The organism is Sphingomonas palmae (genome assembly GCF_900109565.1).
GTDB classification, from domain to species: domain Bacteria; phylum Pseudomonadota; class Alphaproteobacteria; order Sphingomonadales; family Sphingomonadaceae; genus Sphingomonas; species Sphingomonas palmae.
Map to the genome: position 1 here is coordinate 303301 of NZ_FNZZ01000004.1, position 16878 is coordinate 320178.

Annotated in this window: 15 protein-coding genes; 9 read left to right on the top strand and 6 right to left on the bottom strand. The window is 66.6% G+C overall.

What is annotated here, in order from left to right:
* Nucleotides 1-13 precede the first annotated feature (13 nt).
* Nucleotides 14-1417, top strand: a complete 1404-nt coding sequence (locus BMW51_RS11640; protein WP_093006862.1) for a M20/M25/M40 family metallo-hydrolase — start codon at nucleotides 14-16, stop codon at nucleotides 1415-1417.
* Nucleotides 1418-1472: 55 nt separating this feature from the next.
* Entirely contained in the window at nucleotides 1473-2135 is a 663-nt protein-coding gene (pdeM, locus tag BMW51_RS11645) for a ligase-associated DNA damage response endonuclease PdeM (RefSeq protein WP_093006557.1), read from the top strand.
* Here the strand turns inward: pdeM and BMW51_RS11650 are convergent.
* Entirely contained in the window at nucleotides 2132-3361 is a 1230-nt protein-coding gene (locus BMW51_RS11650; protein WP_093006559.1) for a UbiH/UbiF/VisC/COQ6 family ubiquinone biosynthesis hydroxylase, read from the bottom strand. The two genes, pdeM and BMW51_RS11650, sit on opposite strands and share 4 nt — an antisense overlap.
* Before the next feature lie 108 nt (nucleotides 3362-3469).
* Between BMW51_RS11650 and BMW51_RS11655 the strand changes: the two genes are divergently transcribed.
* On the top strand, nucleotides 3470-5785 hold the full coding sequence (locus tag BMW51_RS11655; protein WP_093006561.1) for an FtsK/SpoIIIE family DNA translocase: 2316 nt from the start codon (nucleotides 3470-3472) through the stop codon (nucleotides 5783-5785).
* A 35-nt stretch (nucleotides 5786-5820) separates the two neighbouring features.
* Here BMW51_RS11655 and BMW51_RS11660 read toward each other — a convergent pair whose 3' ends face one another.
* Entirely contained in the window at nucleotides 5821-6516 is a 696-nt protein-coding gene (locus BMW51_RS11660; protein WP_425440993.1) for a dienelactone hydrolase family protein, read from the bottom strand.
* Nucleotides 6517-6668: 152 nt separating this feature from the next.
* On the opposite strand from BMW51_RS11660, the gene BMW51_RS11665 reads away from it, so the two are divergent.
* The 6 genes from BMW51_RS11665 to BMW51_RS11690 are packed head-to-tail and all read left to right on the top strand — an operon-like array spanning nucleotide 6669 to nucleotide 12217.
* Nucleotides 6669-6905: a DUF6489 family protein gene (locus tag BMW51_RS11665; RefSeq protein WP_093006565.1), complete on the top strand. Its 237-nt coding sequence runs from the start codon at nucleotides 6669-6671 to the stop codon at nucleotides 6903-6905.
* On the top strand, nucleotides 6902-8182 hold the full coding sequence (mnmE, locus tag BMW51_RS11670) for a tRNA uridine-5-carboxymethylaminomethyl(34) synthesis GTPase MnmE (RefSeq protein WP_093006567.1): 1281 nt from the start codon (nucleotides 6902-6904) through the stop codon (nucleotides 8180-8182). The genes BMW51_RS11665 and mnmE overlap by 4 nt, the downstream gene beginning before the upstream one ends.
* A 9-nt stretch (nucleotides 8183-8191) precedes the next feature.
* Nucleotides 8192-9916 (top strand): tRNA uridine-5-carboxymethylaminomethyl(34) synthesis enzyme MnmG, encoded by a 1725-nt coding sequence (gene mnmG, locus BMW51_RS11675; protein WP_093006864.1) that lies wholly within the window; start codon nucleotides 8192-8194, stop codon nucleotides 9914-9916.
* On the top strand, nucleotides 9913-10539 hold the full coding sequence (rsmG, locus tag BMW51_RS11680) for a 16S rRNA (guanine(527)-N(7))-methyltransferase RsmG (protein WP_093006569.1): 627 nt from the start codon (nucleotides 9913-9915) through the stop codon (nucleotides 10537-10539). Before mnmG ends, rsmG begins: the two co-directional genes overlap by 4 nt.
* Nucleotides 10521-11306, top strand: coding sequence for a ParA family protein (locus BMW51_RS11685; RefSeq protein ID WP_093006571.1), 786 nt, complete (start codon nucleotides 10521-10523; stop codon nucleotides 11304-11306). Before rsmG ends, BMW51_RS11685 begins: the two co-directional genes overlap by 19 nt.
* Complete coding sequence (locus BMW51_RS11690) at nucleotides 11303-12217, top strand: ParB/RepB/Spo0J family partition protein (RefSeq protein WP_093006573.1); 915 nt, start codon at nucleotides 11303-11305, stop codon at nucleotides 12215-12217. The genes BMW51_RS11685 and BMW51_RS11690 overlap by 4 nt, the downstream gene beginning before the upstream one ends.
* A gap of 15 nt (nucleotides 12218-12232) precedes the next feature.
* On the opposite strand, the gene holA is transcribed toward BMW51_RS11690, so the two are convergent.
* Genes holA through BMW51_RS11710 form a run of 4 tightly spaced genes read right to left on the bottom strand, consistent with a single transcriptional unit; the run spans nucleotide 12233 to nucleotide 16728 of the window.
* Nucleotides 12233-13240, bottom strand: a complete 1008-nt coding sequence (holA, locus tag BMW51_RS11695) for a DNA polymerase III subunit delta (RefSeq protein WP_093006575.1) — start codon at nucleotides 13238-13240, stop codon at nucleotides 12233-12235.
* Entirely contained in the window at nucleotides 13237-13740 is a 504-nt protein-coding gene (gene lptE / locus BMW51_RS11700) for an LPS assembly lipoprotein LptE (protein ID WP_093006577.1), read from the bottom strand. Before lptE ends, holA begins: the two co-directional genes overlap by 4 nt.
* Complete coding sequence (gene leuS, locus BMW51_RS11705) at nucleotides 13737-16280, bottom strand: leucine--tRNA ligase (RefSeq protein WP_093006579.1); 2544 nt, start codon at nucleotides 16278-16280, stop codon at nucleotides 13737-13739. The genes lptE and leuS overlap by 4 nt, the downstream gene beginning before the upstream one ends.
* Nucleotides 16281-16293: 13 nt before the next feature.
* A complete protein-coding gene (locus BMW51_RS11710) occupies nucleotides 16294-16728 on the bottom strand; it encodes a DUF3576 domain-containing protein (RefSeq protein WP_093006866.1) in 435 nt (144 codons plus the stop codon).
* Nucleotides 16729-16878 lie beyond the last annotated feature (150 nt).

Sequence of the window (16878 nt, forward strand, 5' to 3'; positions counted from 1 at the left end):
GAGGGGAAAGATGATGCGCGGGCTGCTCAACACGTTGCTGGCGACGGCGGGCATGATGCTCGGCATTACTCCTACCCCCGCGCAGACCCGCGCCGATGAGAAGCCGTTCTTTGACCTCTACAAGGAGCTGGTCGAGACTAACACCGTGGTCGGCGTGGGCAGCTGCACCAAGGCGTCATCGCAGATCGCGACGCGGTTGAAGGCAGCGGGCTACACCGATCAGGACATCACGTTGTTCTCGGTCCCCGATCACCCCAACGACGGCGGCATCGTCGCGGTGCTGAAAGGCAGCGATCCGGCGGCCAAGCCGATCCTGCTGATGGGCCACCTCGACGTGGTCGAGGCGAAGCGCGCCGACTGGCAGCGCGACCCGTTCAAACTGGTCGAGGAGAACGGCTTCTACTACGGACGCGGCACCGTCGACGACAAGGCGCAGGCGGCGATCTGGGCCGACGCGATGATCCGCTTTCGGCAACAGGGCTACAAACCCAAACGCACGATCAAGCTGGCGCTCACCTGCGGCGAGGAGACGACCTACGCCTTCAACGGTGCCGAGTGGCTGGCGAAGAACCGTCCTGAGCTGATCGCGGCCGAGTTCGCGCTGAACGAAGGCGGCGGCGGTCGGCTCGACGCCGAAGGCAAACGCCAGCTGCTCGCGGTACAGGTCGGCGAGAAGGCGGCGCAGAATTACACGTTCCTTGTCACCAATGCGGGCGGCCACAGCTCCGCGCCGCCGCCGGACAATGCGATCTACCAGCTCGCCGACGCGTTGAAAGCCGTGCAGGGTTACGAATTTCCGGTGAAGTTTACCGACACGACGCGCGCCTTCTTCACGGCTACCGCCAAGCGGATGGGCGGCGAGACCGGCGCGGCGATCACGCGATTGCTCGCCGATCCGAACGACAAGGCCGCCGACGCGATCGTCAGCCGCGACAAGACGCTTCACTCCACGCTGCGCACGACCTGCGTCGCCACGCTGCTGAACGCCGGGCACGCCGAGAACGCGTTGCCGCAGCGCGCAACCGCCAACATCAACTGCCGCATCTTCCCGGGCGAGAGCGTCGACGGCACGCTCGTGACGTTGAAAACGCTCGCCGGCCCGAAGGTGACGGTCACCGCCAACCAGCCGATCCGCCCGACCGCGATCCCGCCGACGCTCGACCCGAAGGTGATCGAGCCGATGCGTCGCGTCGCCACCAAGCACTTCCCCGGCGTGCCGCTTCTGCCGCTGATGTCGACGGGCGCGACCGACGGCATCTTCTACGAGGCGATCGGCATTCCGGTGTACGGTGCCCCCGGCACCTTCCTGGAGCCCGACAACAATGGCACGCACGGGTTGAACGAGCGCATCCGCGTGTCGTCGCTCTACGCCTCGCGTGATTATCTCTTCGACCTGGTAAAGGCTTATGCGGGCTGAACTTTCCGGCGTTGCCGCTTGATCGGATCGGGCGTCGGCGGGTAAGGGGCGGCGCATGGTTCCCCTTTCGTTCGGCGGACATGACTGGCGCGCGCTGGCGCAAGGGGCGTTGTTCTGGCCTACGCGCCGTGCCCTGCTCGTCGCCGATCTGCATCTGGAGAAAGCGAGCTGGTTCGCGCGCGCGGGGCAGATGCTGCCGCCGTACGATTCGATCCGCACGCTCGCCGACCTGACCGCGCTCGTCACGGCGACGGCGGCCGAGGAAGTCTGGTGCCTGGGCGACAGCTTCCACGACATCGAGGGCTGCGATCGTCTGCCCTCGCAGGCACGCGAGATGCTGACCGCACTGACTGGCCGCACACGCTGGACCTGGATCACCGGCAATCATGATCGCGTGCTCGTCGACCGTTGCGGCGGCGCGGTGTGCGATGAGACTGAGGTCGACGGCATCATCCTGCGTCACGAGGCGCGCGCCGACGAGGCACGACCCGAGCTGTCGGGTCACTTTCATCCCAAACTGCGCGTGCGCGTGCGTGGCAAGCTCGTCGCGCGACGCTGCTTCGTCGCGACCGAACGCAAGCTGATCTTCCCCGCCTTCGGTTCGCTAACCGGCGGGCTCGACGCCACCCACCCGGAGATCGTGCGCGCAACCGGCAGGCGGGCCGAGGCGCTGGTCGCGCTCGACGATCGCCTGCTGCGCTTTCCGCTCGCCGCCTAGGCGGGCATGCCCATCAGCAGCCGCGGCAGTTGCCCGCTCTCGCCTCGTGCCTCGGCCATGAAGCGGTCCTTCAATGGCGTGATCGCGTCGACCGCGCTGATCCCGAAGCGCCGCACCGCGCTCGCCGTCTTGCCGGGCACGCCGAACAGCCGCGTCAGCGTGTCAGTCGCGAACGACACCGCGAAGGTATCGACGCTGCGCCATTGTTCGTAGCGCGCGAGCAGCTGCGCATCGCCTGCCTCCAGCCCGAGCCGCCGCCCCTCGACCAGCACCTCTACCAGCGCGGCGACGTCGCGGAAGCCGAGGTTCAAGCCTTGCCCCGCGATCGGATGGATGCCGTGCCCCGCGTCGCCAACCAGCGCCAGCCGCGTGTCGGTAACCCGCGTCGTGTGATGGAATCCGAGCGGGTAGGACGCCCGCGGGCTCGGTGCCGAAAGCGAACCCAGAAACCCGCCCATTCTCTTTTCCGCCTCGGCAAGGAAGCCGCGGTCACCGAGCTTGAGCATTCCCGGGGCATGATCCTTGGCCACCGTCCACACGATCGCCGAGCGGTGCCCGACCGCATCGTCAGGCAGCGGCAGCAGCGCGAAAGGACCCGAGGGATAGAAGATCTCGAACGCGATGTTCTCGTGCGAACGTTCGTGATGGAATGCGCCGATGATCGCGGCATGATCGTACTGCCACCGCGCCACCTTGATCCCGCTCGTCTCGCGTGTCGGCGAGTTGCGCCCCTCCGCCGCCACGAGCAGGTCCGCGGTAACAATGCTCCCGTCGGACAGGGTCGCGGTGACGCCGTCCAGATCGCGCTCGATTGCGGTCGCGCGCGTCCGCATCTTCAGGTCGACACCGCCCGCTGCCGACGCCGCCTCGAACAAAGTCGTACGCAGCAGCCGGTTCTCGTACATCGTGCCGAGCGGCTCGTCCTGTTCGCCCGGAATGAAGTCTAGCTTGCCCGGTGCGAGCCCATCGCTGACGCGAATGTGGCGGATCGCGCAGCCCTGCCCGCGTAGCCGCTCGCCGACGCCGATCACGTCGAGCAGACGATGGCTCGCGCTCGCCACCGCGGAGGCGCGCCCGTCGAAGCCGGCGGACAGGATCACGTCCGGATCGGCAGGGTCGACCACGATCCCGCTGAGCCCTGCCTGCGCCAGCGCGATCGCCAGCGTGCTGCCGACGAGGCCCCCACCCAGGATCAATACATCTGCGTGCGCGGAAGCGTTGTTCATGCGTCACGCTCTACGCCTCATCGCCGCGCCTGCCAACGCCGCCGACTTGACGAAAACCCGAGGGCGGCAGATGGTTTACGCGTTTCAATACATCGCTGGGGATTGATGATGGCGACCCGTGCAACCGCACCTTTGTGGCGCGAGACGGTGAAGGCGGGGGCGCTGCGCAGCTGGTCGCTCGCGGTCGCGATCGCGCTGTTCGTGGCGACCGCCGCGATGGCGCTGGCGCTGGCGAGCTATCATCCCGGCGACAGCTCGCTCAACACCGCGGGTGGCGGGGTCGACAACCTGTTGGGGCCGCTCGGCGCGTGGTTCGCCGACATCGCATTGATGCTGTTCGGCCCCGCAGGCGCGCTGCTGCTGCCGGTAGGGCCGATCGTCGCGACGCGCTTGTGGCGTGACGAGCCGGCGGGTGCGTGGGGGCGGATGCTGCGCACCGCGCTGGTCGGCGTCGTGCTGACGGCGATCGCGCTCGGCTGCGTTGCACCGGGTGCCGTTCCCGCACTGCCGTTCGGCTGGGGTGGCGCGATCGGGCTCGCCGTCGTTGCCGCGGTGCGCTGGGCGCTGGCGTTCGCCAATAATGCCGCGATCAGCTGGTGGGCGTTGGTAGCGCTTGGTCTGTTGACCGGCATCGCGGGCGTGATCGTGTGGGGACGAAGCCTCGAGATCGACTTCGGTCGGCTGGCACGCCGCCGCGTGCGGACACGCCGTGACGACGATTACTTCTACGACGACGAAGACGAGGAACAGCTCGAGGAAAGCCAGGCGCTCTCCTCCCCGCCGACACGACGCGAAGCGCGCATCGAGGCGCCGGTCGACACCAACGATCGTCCCGCCCCCGTCATCGGCGAGCGCAAGCTCGCGCCAACCGCGGCCAAACCGAAGGCAGCATCGGCCCCGACGGGAGAGGCACGCGGCGACTACGTGCTGCCGACGCTCGACATGCTCAACCCCGCACCGGTTTCCACGTCCGGCCCGGTCGACAAGGCCGGGCTCGAGCGTAACGCCCGGCTACTCGAAACCGTGCTCGACGACTTCAACGTCAAGGGCGACATCGTCGAGGTGCGTCCCGGCCCGGTCGTCACGATGTACGAGCTCGAACCCGCGCCCGGCATTAAGGCGAGCCGCGTGATCCAGCTCGCCGACGACATCGCGCGCAACATGTCGGCGATCTCGGCGCGCGTTGCGGTGATTCCTGGGCGCAACGTGATCGGCATCGAACTGCCCAATCAGAAACGCGAGTCGGTATCGCTGCACGAGCTCGTCGGCTCGCAGACGTTCGACGACCTGACCGCACAGTTGCCCGTGATACTGGGCAAGAACATCGCCGGCGATCCCGTCATCGCCGATCTGGCGCCGATGCCGCACCTGCTCGTCGCGGGCACGACCGGCTCGGGCAAATCGGTGGGGCTGAACTGCATGATCCTGTCACTGCTCTACCGGCTGACGCCCGAGCAGTGCCGTATGATCATGATCGATCCCAAGATGCTCGAACTGAGCATGTACGACGACATTCCGCACCTGCTCTCCCCCGTCGTCACCGACCCTGCCAAGGCGGTGCGCGCACTCAAATGGGCGGTGGAGACGATGGAGGATCGCTACCGCCAGATGTCGTCGGTCGGCGTGCGTAGCCTCGCCAGCTTTAACGAGAAGGTGCGTGCGGCCAAGGCGAAGGGCTCGCCGCTCGGTCGCCGCGTCCAGACCGGCTGGGACGAGCACGGTCGCCCGGTGCACGAGGAAGAGCAGCTCGACTACGATGTGCTGCCGCAAATCGTCGTCGTGGTCGATGAGCTCGCCGACTTGATGATGACCGCCGGCAAGGAAGTCGAATTCCTGATCCAGCGGCTGGCGCAGAAGGCGCGTGCGGCGGGCATCCACCTCATCATGGCGACGCAGCGCCCCTCGGTCGACGTCATCACCGGCGTCATCAAGGCCAATCTGCCGACGCGCATTTCCTTCCACGTCACCTCGAAGATCGACTCGCGCACCATCCTTGGCGAGCAGGGCGCGGAGCAGCTGCTCGGCAAGGGCGACATGCTCTACATGCCCGGCGGCAAGGGGATCGTCCGCGTTCACGGCCCATTCGTCAGCGACGACGAGGTGCAGGCAGTGACCGATCACTGGCGTGCGCAGGGCGCACCCGATTACATCACCTCGGTCACCGAGGAGCCGGAACAGAGCTTCGCGCTCGACGGCGCGCCAACCGGTGAGGATTCAGCAGAGGATCAGCAATACCGCGCCGCGGTGGCGCTGGTCTGTTCGAGCCAGAAGGCGTCGACCTCGTGGATCCAGCGTCAGCTGCGCATCGGCTACAATTCCGCCGCGCGCCTGATCGAGCGGATGGAAAAGGACGGCGTCGTCAGCCGTCCCGATCACGTTGGCCGACGCGAAGTGTTGCGCGACACCGACGGCCAGCCGGTGTGATCGACGGGCGGGGTATGGCACCCCGCCCTCATACCTCAGCCGAGATGCTCGGCGAAGAACGCCATTGTGCGCTCATCCGCCGTCTTCGCCGACGCATCCGAGCGCCGCTCGCCGAACTCGGTAGCGAAGCCGTGGTCCTCGCCTGGATAGTCGTGCAGCGTCACTTTGGCGTGATCGTCCAGCCCTTCATGCATCTTCGCCTGCGTTTCCTTGTCGACGAAGCCGTCCTCGCCCGCGATGTGGAGCATCAGCGGATTGGCGATCGCGTGCTTTTCCCCCAGCAGCGCGTCGACGCCGACCGCGTAATAGCCGACGCTCGCGTCGACGTCGGTGCGCGCCGCGGTCATGTACGCCAGTCGCCCGCCCAGGCAATAACCGACCGCACCGACCTTGTGCCCGCCGCTCGCATCGCGCGCGTAGCGGATCGCCGCCTCAATATCGCGCACGCCCGCGTCTTGATCGAACTTCCCCATCAACGACAGCGCCCGCTCCATCTGCGGCTCGATGTCCGGGTCGAGTTCGATCCCCGGTTCAATGCGCCAGAACAGGTCCGGTGCGATCGCGAGGTAGCCTGCCTCCGCAAGCGTGTCGCACTTGCGCCGAATACCGGCGTTGACCCCAAAAATCTCCTGAATGACGATAATTGCGGCTTTAGGCGTGCCCGCCGGCTCAGCCCGGTAAGCAGGCATCTTCTGTCCGTCGAGCGTATCCAAGGTGACGTTACAAGTCATGGTCATCTCCGTCGATTGCCGTGGCGGTTCGCACCCACCACCTAGCGCCTAGTCACCTGCCCGAACGGTCGCAATGTAGGAACGTTGCCGCCCGGTCACGCGATCGGGCATGACGATGCGGTGCCGGTTGGCACCTGAGGAAAGGGTCTCGCATGAAGGTAACGATCGAGGTCGAATGCACGCCGGAGGAAGCGCGGCGCGCGATGGGGCTGCCCGATCTGTCGCCGCTGCACGATCGCTATCTGGCAAAGATGCAGGAAGCGATGGAGAGCGGCGGTGTCTCACCAGAGGCGATCAGCACGATGATGAAGAGCTGGGCACCGATGGGCGATGCCAGCGTCGATTTCTGGCGCACGATGTTCAGCGCGGCGACGAAGCCGGCGGCGTGAACGACACGATCTTCGCCGTCTCCAGTGGGCGTCCTCCAGCAGCCATCGCGGTGCTGCGCGTCAGCGGACCGGCGGCGTTTACGGCGATGTACCGGCTAGCGGGCGCCTCCATAACGCCGCGCAAAGCGACACTGCGCACGATACGCGATCCCGCCGGCGCGCCGCTCGACCGCGCGCTGGTCCTCGCCTTCCCAGGACCGACCACCGCGACCGGCGAAGATCTGGTCGAGTTCCACCTGCACGGTGGACGTGCGGTCGTAGCGGCCGTTGAAACGGCGCTTGGCGCCCTTCCGGGACTTCGCCCTGCTGTTGCCGGAGAGTTCACCCGCCGCGCGCTGGAGAATGGTCGGCTTGACCTCGCACAGGTGCAAGGGCTCGCCGACCTGCTCGCCGCCGAAACCGAGGCAGAGCGCAAGTCGGCGTTCGCCGCGGCCGAGGGCGAGATTAGCCGTGCGGTCGCCGGCTGGCTTTCCCGAATCAGCCAGGCGTCGGCGCAGATCGAGGCAGCGCTCGACTACAGCGACGAGGACGATGTCGCCTCGAGTGACCTCAGCCACATCACTGCCGAGGTGGCGGACCTTGCGTCCGAGATCGCGAGCGTCCTCGATCGTCCCACGGTTGAGCGCCTGCGAGAAGGCGTGACGATCGTTCTCGCCGGACCACCCAACGCTGGCAAATCGTCGCTGTTCAACGCGCTGCTTGCGCGTGACGCGGCGATCGTCACGTCGCAGGCGGGAACGACGCGCGACACGCTGGAAGCGGTGGTGCAGCGCGGCGGCACTGCGTTTGTATTGATCGACACCGCCGGCCTGCGTCAGCATACCGACGACGCAATCGAGCGGATCGGCATGGAGCGGGCGGACCGGGCGATCGGACGCGCCGATTTGGTACTCTGGCTCGGTGATCCAGGCAAAGCGCCCGACGGAGCGGTGCTCGTTCACGCGCGCGCAGATGCGCCCGATCGCGCACCAGCGCCGACCAATGCACTCGCAACCGCGGTCAACGATCCCGCCTCGATCGCCGCGTTGTGGACCCACCTGCAACAGCGCGCTGCCGAGATCATCCCGGCGCCATCAGGTGCGCTTCTCCACCGTGAGCAGCGCGAGCGCGTGATCCGCGCTCACGTCTCACTGACGCAGGCAACGGTTGAAACCGACCTGCTATTGATGGCAGAGCAGCTTCGCACCGCGCGCGTCGATCTCGCTTCGCTGCTGGGCGTCGACGCCACCGAGGCGATGCTCGATGCCTTGTTCGCGCGCTTCTGCGTTGGGAAATGAGTGTTCCACGTGAAACAAGATTACGATGTGATCGTCGTCGGCGGTGGCCACGCCGGAACCGAGGCGGCAGCCGCCGCCGCTCGCCGCGGCACGCGTGTCGCCCTGCTGACGCAGCGGCCCGATCGCGTCGGCGCCATGTCGTGCAACCCGTCGATCGGCGGCCTGGGCAAGGGGCATCTCGTTCGTGAGATTGACGCGCTCGATGGATTGATGGCGCGGGCGAGCGACGCTGCGGCGATCCACCATCGTATGCTCAATCGCAGCAAGGGCCTCGCCGTACAGGGCCCGCGCGTTCAGGCCGACCGCGGCCGCTATCTCACCGCGATACAGCATCTGCTCGCCCGACAAGAAGGCCTGACGATCCTACGCGGGGAAGCATCGGAGCTTCTGATCGAGGGTGGTCGCGCCGTAGGCGTCGCTACTGCCGAAGGGAAAAGGATCCACGCACGGTCAGTGGTGCTGGCGACAGGTACCTTCCTGGGCGGGCGACTTTTTCGCGGCGATGATCGCAACGAGGGTGGTCGCGTAGACGAGGCACCCGCGAATAGGCTCGGGCAGCAGCTTCGCGCGCTCGCTCTGCCGATTGGCCGGCTGAAGACCGGTACGCCACCGCGACTGGACGGGCGCACGATCGACTGGGCACGGCTGGAGCCGCAATCCTCCGATGTGGACGGCTGGACGATGTCACCGATGACAGCGTCGCGTAGGCTGCCACAGGTCGCCTGCGCGATCACGCGAACGACGAACGAGACGCATGACGTCATCCGTGCCGGATTGTCTCAGTCGCCGCTGTTCGGCGGCGCGATCGAGGGTCAAGGCCCGCGCTATTGCCCCTCGATCGAAGACAAGGTGCACCGCTTCGGTGACCGCGACGGACACCAGATCTTCCTCGAACCCGAGGCGCTGGACGACGCGACCGTCTACCCCAACGGCATCTCGACGTCGCTTTCCACCGCAACGCAGAAGGCTTTGATCGCTTCCATACCGGGGCTCGAACAGGCGCGGATCACAACGCCGGGCTACGCGGTCGAGTACGATTACATCGATCCGCGCGCGCTAGATCACCGCCTTCACCTTTCCGCGATTCAGGGTGTGTTCTGCGCGGGGCAGATCAACGGCACGACGGGTTATGAAGAGGCGGCGGCGCAGGGCCTGGTCGCAGGGTTGAACGCCGCGGCGCATGCTCGCGATCTCGCACCCGCCCGGCTAGACCGCGCGACGAGTTACATCGGCGTGATGATCGACGACTTGGTGCTGCAGGGCGTCAGTGAACCCTATCGCATGCTGACCGCGCGCGCGGAGTTTCGCCTGTCGCTGCGGGCGGACAATGCCGAAACGCGGCTGTCATCGCTCGCGCTCGATCTCGGCTGCGTGACATTCGAACGCCGCGAGCACATCTTCAAGCGACAGGAGCTTCGCGAACGCGTCCGTGATGGCCGCGAAGATGGCGCCCCGGCTGACCTAATACGTGAGATTGAGGAAGATCGTCGCTACGCCCCGTATCTGCTTAGGCAAGCACAGGAGATTGAGCGGATGCGGAAGGACGAAGGCGTCGCGCTTCCGCCACCCGCAACCTGGCAGGATATACCCGGATTGTCGAACGAGATGATCGAGCGACTGACTCGCGCCGCCCCAGCGACGTTGGCCGAGGCATCGCGCGTTCGCGGCGTCACCCCAGCGGCGCTATCAACGCTGTGGCTGCACGCCCGCAAGTTGCAGCGGCACGCGTCGTGAAGGAGGATGAAGCCCGCGCCTGGCTCGCCGAGCGCTTCCCTGCCGCCGCGGTATCGCGTCTCGCTCACTTCGCAGAGATCGTCACGCAGGAAACTGAGCGGCAGAACCTTATCTCGCCGTCGACCATCCCGCTAATCTGGTCGCGGCACATCGTCGACTCAGCGCAGCTTCTCTCGTTTGCGCCCGCTACCGCGCAACACTGGGTCGACATCGGTACCGGAGCCGGCTTTCCCGGCATCGTGGCGGCGATCCTGTTCGATGGTCAGGTAACCATGATCGAGCCTCGTGCGAAACGCGCCATCTTCCTGCGTAAGACCGCGGAAGCGCTTGGCGTCAGCGCGATCGTTCATCAGGCTCGCGCCGAGACAGCGCCGGTCAAGCAGGCGAACATCATCTCGGCGCGCGCAGTGGCGACCGTCGACGCCTTGTTCGGCATGACTGCGCAATATCGTTCACCCGAAACGACTTACCTGCTTCCGCGAGGTCGGACTGGACAGGACGAGATTGTCAAAGCACGTGGGGAATGGCACGGAACGTTTCACGTGGAACAGAGCGTCACCGACCCGACCTCCATCATCTTGATCGCGACAGGAGTACGCGCCCGATGTTCTGCATCGCGATAGCCAATCAGAAGGGCGGTGTCGGCAAGACCACCAGCGCGATCAACCTGGGCACGGCGCTCGCCGCCTCCGGTCACCGAGTGCTGCTGATCGATGTCGACCCGCAAGGCAACGCGTCGACGGGTCTCGGCATCGGTCACGCCTTGCGGACCCGGTCGAGCTATGACGTGCTGATCGACGCCGGCGGACTCGACCAGGCAGTGGTTCACACAGCCGTGCCCAAGCTCGACATCGTTCCCGCCACAGTGGACTTGTCCGGCGCGGAGATCGAACTGGTCGAACTCGACCAGCGTACCCACCGCCTCCACATGGCGCTTGAACAGAGCCGCGGTGAGTGGGACATCGTGCTGATTGATTGTCCCCCGTCTTTGGGGTTGTTGACGATCAATGCGATGGTCGCGGCCGACGCGCTGCTCGTGCCGCTGCAATGCGAATTCTTCGCGCTTGAAGGCCTCAGCCAATTGTTGAGCACCGTCGAGCGTATCCGCGCGCGCTTCAATCCCGCGCTCTCGATCTTGGGCGTCGCGCTGACCATGTACGACCGTCGCAATCGCCTGACCGAACAGGTGTCGAGCGACGTGCGCGCGGTGCTCGGCAAGGTCGTGTTCGAGACGGTGATCCCCCGCAACGTGCGCCTCTCCGAGGCGCCGAGCCACGGCCTCCCCGCGCTCATCTACGATCATCGTTGCAGCGGATCGGAGGCCTATATGGCGCTCGCGCGCGAACTGATCGTGCGGCTGCCCAAGGTCGAAGCGGAGGTGGCAGCGTGAGCGAGGCAGCAGCGACGCGACGCAATCGTGGCGGTTTGGGGCGCGGTCTGGGTGCCCTGCTCGGCGACGTCGCGCGTGACGAACGCGAGGCGACCGCGGGGGGTGAGGCGCGTGCCTCGGTTCGCATGATCTCGGTCGGCGCTATCTCTCCGCACCCCGAGCAGCCACGCCGCCACTTCGACGAGACCAAGCTGGAGGAACTCGCTGCCTCGATCGCCGAGCGCGGCATCATTCAGCCGATCGTCGTGCGCCCGCACGGCCACGGATATCAGATCGTCGCCGGTGAACGTCGCTGGCGCGCGGCACAGCGTGCACGATTGCACGAGGTTCCGGTCGTCGTCCGCGACTATTCCGACAGCGATACGCTCCAGATCGCGCTGGTCGAGAACATCCAGCGCCAGGAGCTGAACGCGATCGAGGAGGCGGAGGCGTACAAGCGGCTGCTCGGCGAGTTCGGCCACACGCAGGAGGCGCTCGCCAAGGTCGTCCATAAATCGCGCAGCCACGTGGCCAATCTGCTGCGCCTGCTCGATCTGCCGCAGACGATCCAGTCGCAGGTGGTCGACGGATCGCTGTCGATGGGACACGCGCGCGCGATCATCACCGCCCCCGATCCCGCTGCGCTCGCCAGCCAGGTCGTCACCAAAGGTCTGTCGGTCCGTCAGACCGAGAGGCTTGCCAGCAACGGCAAGAAGCGGACGAAAGCAGCGGCGCCTTCACCCGCCAAGCCGGCAATCGGTGACACTAGCAGCGCGGACATAGCCGCGCTGGAGAATCAGCTCGCCGATCTGCTGGGTTTGAAGGTCAGGATCAGCTTCACGCCAGCCGGTAGTGGTACGATCGCCCTCGATTACAGCACGCTCGATCAGCTCGACATGGTGTGCCAGCGGCTGAGCGGCGAAGGGATTTGACGCGGCGCTTGCGGCTCAGCGCCTGCGGGTAAGCGTCAGCAGCTGCTGGTCGGCGATCGTTCGTCCCGCCCCGCCCTTGGCCATGACCTCGCGCTCCGTGGCACGAACGATGTCGAGCGCGCGGGTAAGACGTTGCACGTTCCAGCGTTGCAGGGCCGCGATCGTCGCGGCTTCCTCACGCCAGAAGACGCGGAACCGCTTCACCACCTGCCCCGCGCCCTCACCCGCATCGACCGCAGCACGCATTTCGGCGAGCGCCGCGAGCCGCCGTGCGAGCGCACGCAACCACGGGATCGGCGATGCATCGCTGCTCTGCATGGGACGTAGTGCCGCAATCAGTGCGGACGCGTCGCCGGCGATCACCGCCTCGACGATCGGCGTGATCTCACCCTCTTCCAGGTCGGCACCGATCTCCGCCAGATCGTCGGCGCTGGCATCGCGCGGGTGATCGGGACCTGCGTCGAGGTAGAGTGCGAGCTTCTCAACCTCTGACGCCATGATCGCGCGGTCGCCGTCGCTGGCACGCACGATGCGGGCGGCAACACCCGCGCCCAACCCCAGGCCTTGCTCACGTGCCATCGTGGTCACCAGCCCCTCGGCATTGTTGCCCTCCGGAGGGTAACAGGCGAAACTCATCGCGCGATCGGCCGCGAGGGCCAGTTTGACCAGGCGCCCGGTTGCCTTGACGCCCGGAGCGATCATCACGACGGGGTTTCCGGCGCTGGCCGCCTCAAGCAAGGCTTCCGCCGCGTCGGCACTCTCCTCACCCGCGCCGGCGACGCGGATGAAGCGACGGTCACCGAACAGCGACATCGATGCCGCCTCGTCGGCCAGTTTGGCGGGGTCGCTACGCAGGCTGCCGGGCTCGAGATCGACACGCTCGACCCCCTCGCCCATCGCGCGCGCGAGCCGCGCGGCGAACGCCAGAGCGCCGGATTCATCGGGACCGTGAAACAGGAACAGCCGCATGTCGCCGCCCGCGCGATCGAGTGCGGCGGTCAGTTGCGCCTGGCTCGCCTTCACGGCTGCGGCTGCGCGCGGCGCCTCGCGTATAGCGCCAGACGCGCGACGATCTGGTCGGCGATGATGACCGACAACCGCTCCAATGCGGTATTCTCCGCCGCGACGACGGCATAGTCGCTCTGCACCACGTCGACGCCGACATCGGAGCCCGCGGTCTGATCGAGCACCACCGTGCCCTGGCTCGCGTCGACCAATTGATAGCGCGCGCGCAGCGTCCGCCGCTCGCGCGTCACACTGTTGTCGCGGCGGACGCCCAGACCCCTGATCTGGTCGTCCAGCTTGACAACCAGTCGGTACGGCGCACCGCCGCTCGACACTGCGCCCAGCCGATCCTTGAGCGCGTTGGTGACCAGCCAGCCGGCCTTGCCCTCAATCGGGTCGATCTCGACCTGCCCGATCGCGCGCGCGACCGGTCCGGCGCTGCCGCCTGAATAGAGCGGCTGCAGCCCGCATCCGCAGAGCAGCGACGCGACCGCGGCGAGTGTAAGCAGCCGCGTCACGCGACGATGTTCACGAGGCGGTCGGGCACCACGATCACCTTGCGCGGGGTCTTGCCCTCGAGCGCGCGCACGACCTTCTCGCTCGCGAGCGCGGCCGCCTCGATCATGTCCTTCGTGGCACCCTTGACCATCACCAGCGTGTCACGCAGCTTGCCGTTGACCTGCACCGCAATCGTGACCTCGTCGTCCACGAGCAGCGCCGGATCGACGTCGGGCCAGGCTGCATCGGAGATCAGCCCGGCCTTGCCGCGCGCCGCCCAGGCCTCTTCCGCCAAATGCGGCACCATCGGCGCGACGAGGCGCAACAACGTGTCGACCGCCTGAGCGCGCGACGTGGAGGGCGCAGCCTTCTCGATCGCGCTGGTCAGCTCGTACAGCTTCGCCACCGCCTTGTTGAACGACAGCGCCTCGATATCAGCCGCGATGCCCGCGATCGCTTGATGCAGCTTGCGATCGAGCGCCACGTCGGCACCGTCACCGGGCTGAGCCTCGGCATCGACCAGCCGCCACATTCGCTGAACGAAGCGCCACGACCCCTCGATGCCGTTCTCGCTCCATTCCAGGTCGCGCTCGGGCGGCGAGTCGGACAGCATGAACCACCTGACCGCGTCCGCACCGTACTGGTCGACGATCGGCTCGGGATCGACGGTGTTCTTTTTCGATTTGGACATCTTCTCGACGCGACCACGGATGATCGGGATCGATGCCCCTTCCGGTGTCTCGAACGAGAGCACCCCGCCCTCTCCTACCGTCAGGTCGCTCGGGGAGACCCAGAGCGCGGCGGGCGGGCCGTCGTGATCGGGTATGTCGAGCCGATAGGTCTCGTGCGTCACCATCCCTTGCGTGAACAAACCGGTGAACGGCTCCGCCACGTCAAGCATGCCGACGTGGCGCAGCGCGCGGGTCCAGAAGCGCGCGTAGAGTAGGTGCAGGATCGCGTGCTCGACTCCGCCGATATATTGCCCGACTGGCAGCCACGATGCGGCTACCGCCTTGTCGAAGGGCTTGTCCTCGGGCGCGCTGGCGAAGCGGATGAAATACCACGACGAATCGGCAAAGGTGTCGAGCGTATCGGTATCGCGCAGCGCGTCGGCACCGCATGACGGGCAGGCAACATGTTTCCACGTCGGATGCCGATCGAGCGGGTTGCCCGGTACGTCGAAGCTTACATCCTCCGGCAGAACGACGGGCAGCTGCTCGCGCGGGACTGGTACTTCGCCGCACGCGGCGCAGTGAATGATCGGGATCGGCGTGCCCCAGTAACGCTGACGGCTGACGCCCCAGTCGCGCAGGCGATAGACCGTCGTCCCCTCGCCCCATCCCGCTTCCTCGGCACGCGCGATCACCGCGCGCTTCGCGTCCTCGACGCTCATGCCGTCGAGCTCGCGCGAGTTCACCAGCACGCCGGCGCCGATATAGGCCGCGTCATCGTCGAAGGTCGGATCGGTGCGGTCGCCGTCGGCCACGACACGGCGGATCGGCAGGCGGTACTTGGTCGCGAACTCGAAGTCGCGCTGGTCGTGCGCGGGCACGCCGAATACCGCGCCGGTGCCGTACTCCATCAGCACAAAGTTCGCGATGTAGACCGGCAGATCAACCGCGCCGAGCGGATGCGCTGCGGTCAGCCCGGTGTCGAAGCCGAGCTTCTCCTGCGTCTCCAGTTCGGCTGCGGTCGTACCGCCCTGCTTGCAGCGCTCGACGAACGCCGCAGCGTCGGGGTTTTCCGCCGCGAGCGCCTGCGCGATCGGGTGATCGGCCGCGACCGCGACGAAGCTCGCGCCGTAGATCGTGTCGGGCCGTGTCGTGAACACCTCGACGCTGCCGTCGTTCGACAGCGCGAACCGGAATTGGAGGCCGCGGCTGCGCCCGATCCAGTTCTCCTGCATCAGCCGGACCTTGGCGGGCCAATGTTCCAGGCTGCCGAGCCCGTCGAGCAGTTCGTCGGCGAATTGCGTGATCTTCAGGAACCACTGCGACAGCTTGCGCTTCTCGACCAACGCGCCCGAGCGCCAGCCGCGCCCGTCGATCACCTGTTCGTTGGCGAGCACGGTCATGTCGACCGGGTCCCAGTTGACGGCCGATTCCTTGCGATAGACGAGCCCGGCCTTGTAGAATTCGAGAAACAGCGCCTGCTCGTGCCCGTAATAATCGGGCTCGCACGTCGCTAGTTCGCGCGACCAGTCGAGCGCGAAGCCGAGCCGTTTCAGCTGCGCCTTCATCGTGGCGATATTGGCGCGCGTCCAGTTGCCCGGGTGAACGCCCTTCTCCATCGCGGCGTTCTCAGCCGGCATTCCGAACGCGTCCCACCCCATCGGGTGGAGCACCTCGTGCCCGGTCATGCGGCGATAGCGCGCGAGCACGTCACCCATCGTGTAGTTGCGCACGTGGCCCATATGGATCTTCCCCGACGGATAGGGGAACATCTCGAGCACGTAGCTCTTGGGCTTGGCGCTGTGATCGTCGGCGGCGAAGGTGCGACGTTCGTCCCACACCCCCTGCCAGTGCGCGTCCGCCTTCAGGGCATTGAACCGGTTGGCCATGCGTGTCGGTCGCTCAGCCGGTTACCGAGCCACGGCGCAGGTCGCGCGCCTTGGTCAGGATGATGTCCTCCAGCTTCTGCGTCGTCGCCGCCGCAACGGGCGCGGACACCCACTGCCCGCCGCGGTTCACCTCGCGCAGCGCCGCCACGCGCACTGCATCGGCGCGCAGGTCCTGGTCGAGGATCGATACAGTGACCTTCATCCGCTCGGTCGGTAGCTGCGGATTGACGTACCAGTCGGTCACGACGACGCCGCCATTCGAGTCGGTCTGCAGCAGCGGCATGAAGCTCAAGGCATCCAGCGTCGCGCGCCACAGATAGCTGTTGACGCCGATCGTCGTCACCCGCGAAGCAGCAAGGTCGGCGGTCGGGCGCTTGCCCCCGTGGCTGCAACCAGCAACAGCGATGGCGGCACAGAGGCCCAATGCGACACGCGAACGGCGAAACATGGCAGGATCCTTGGCAAAAACACGCGCCACGAGGCAGGCGCATCGCTTTTCCACCTCTATCCTCCCCATCTGGGCGCGGCAAGCACGCGTCGATTGTGCTGTTGGCGCAACAGTTGGTTGGTATTCGATATCGTCCATGATGGACTTGGA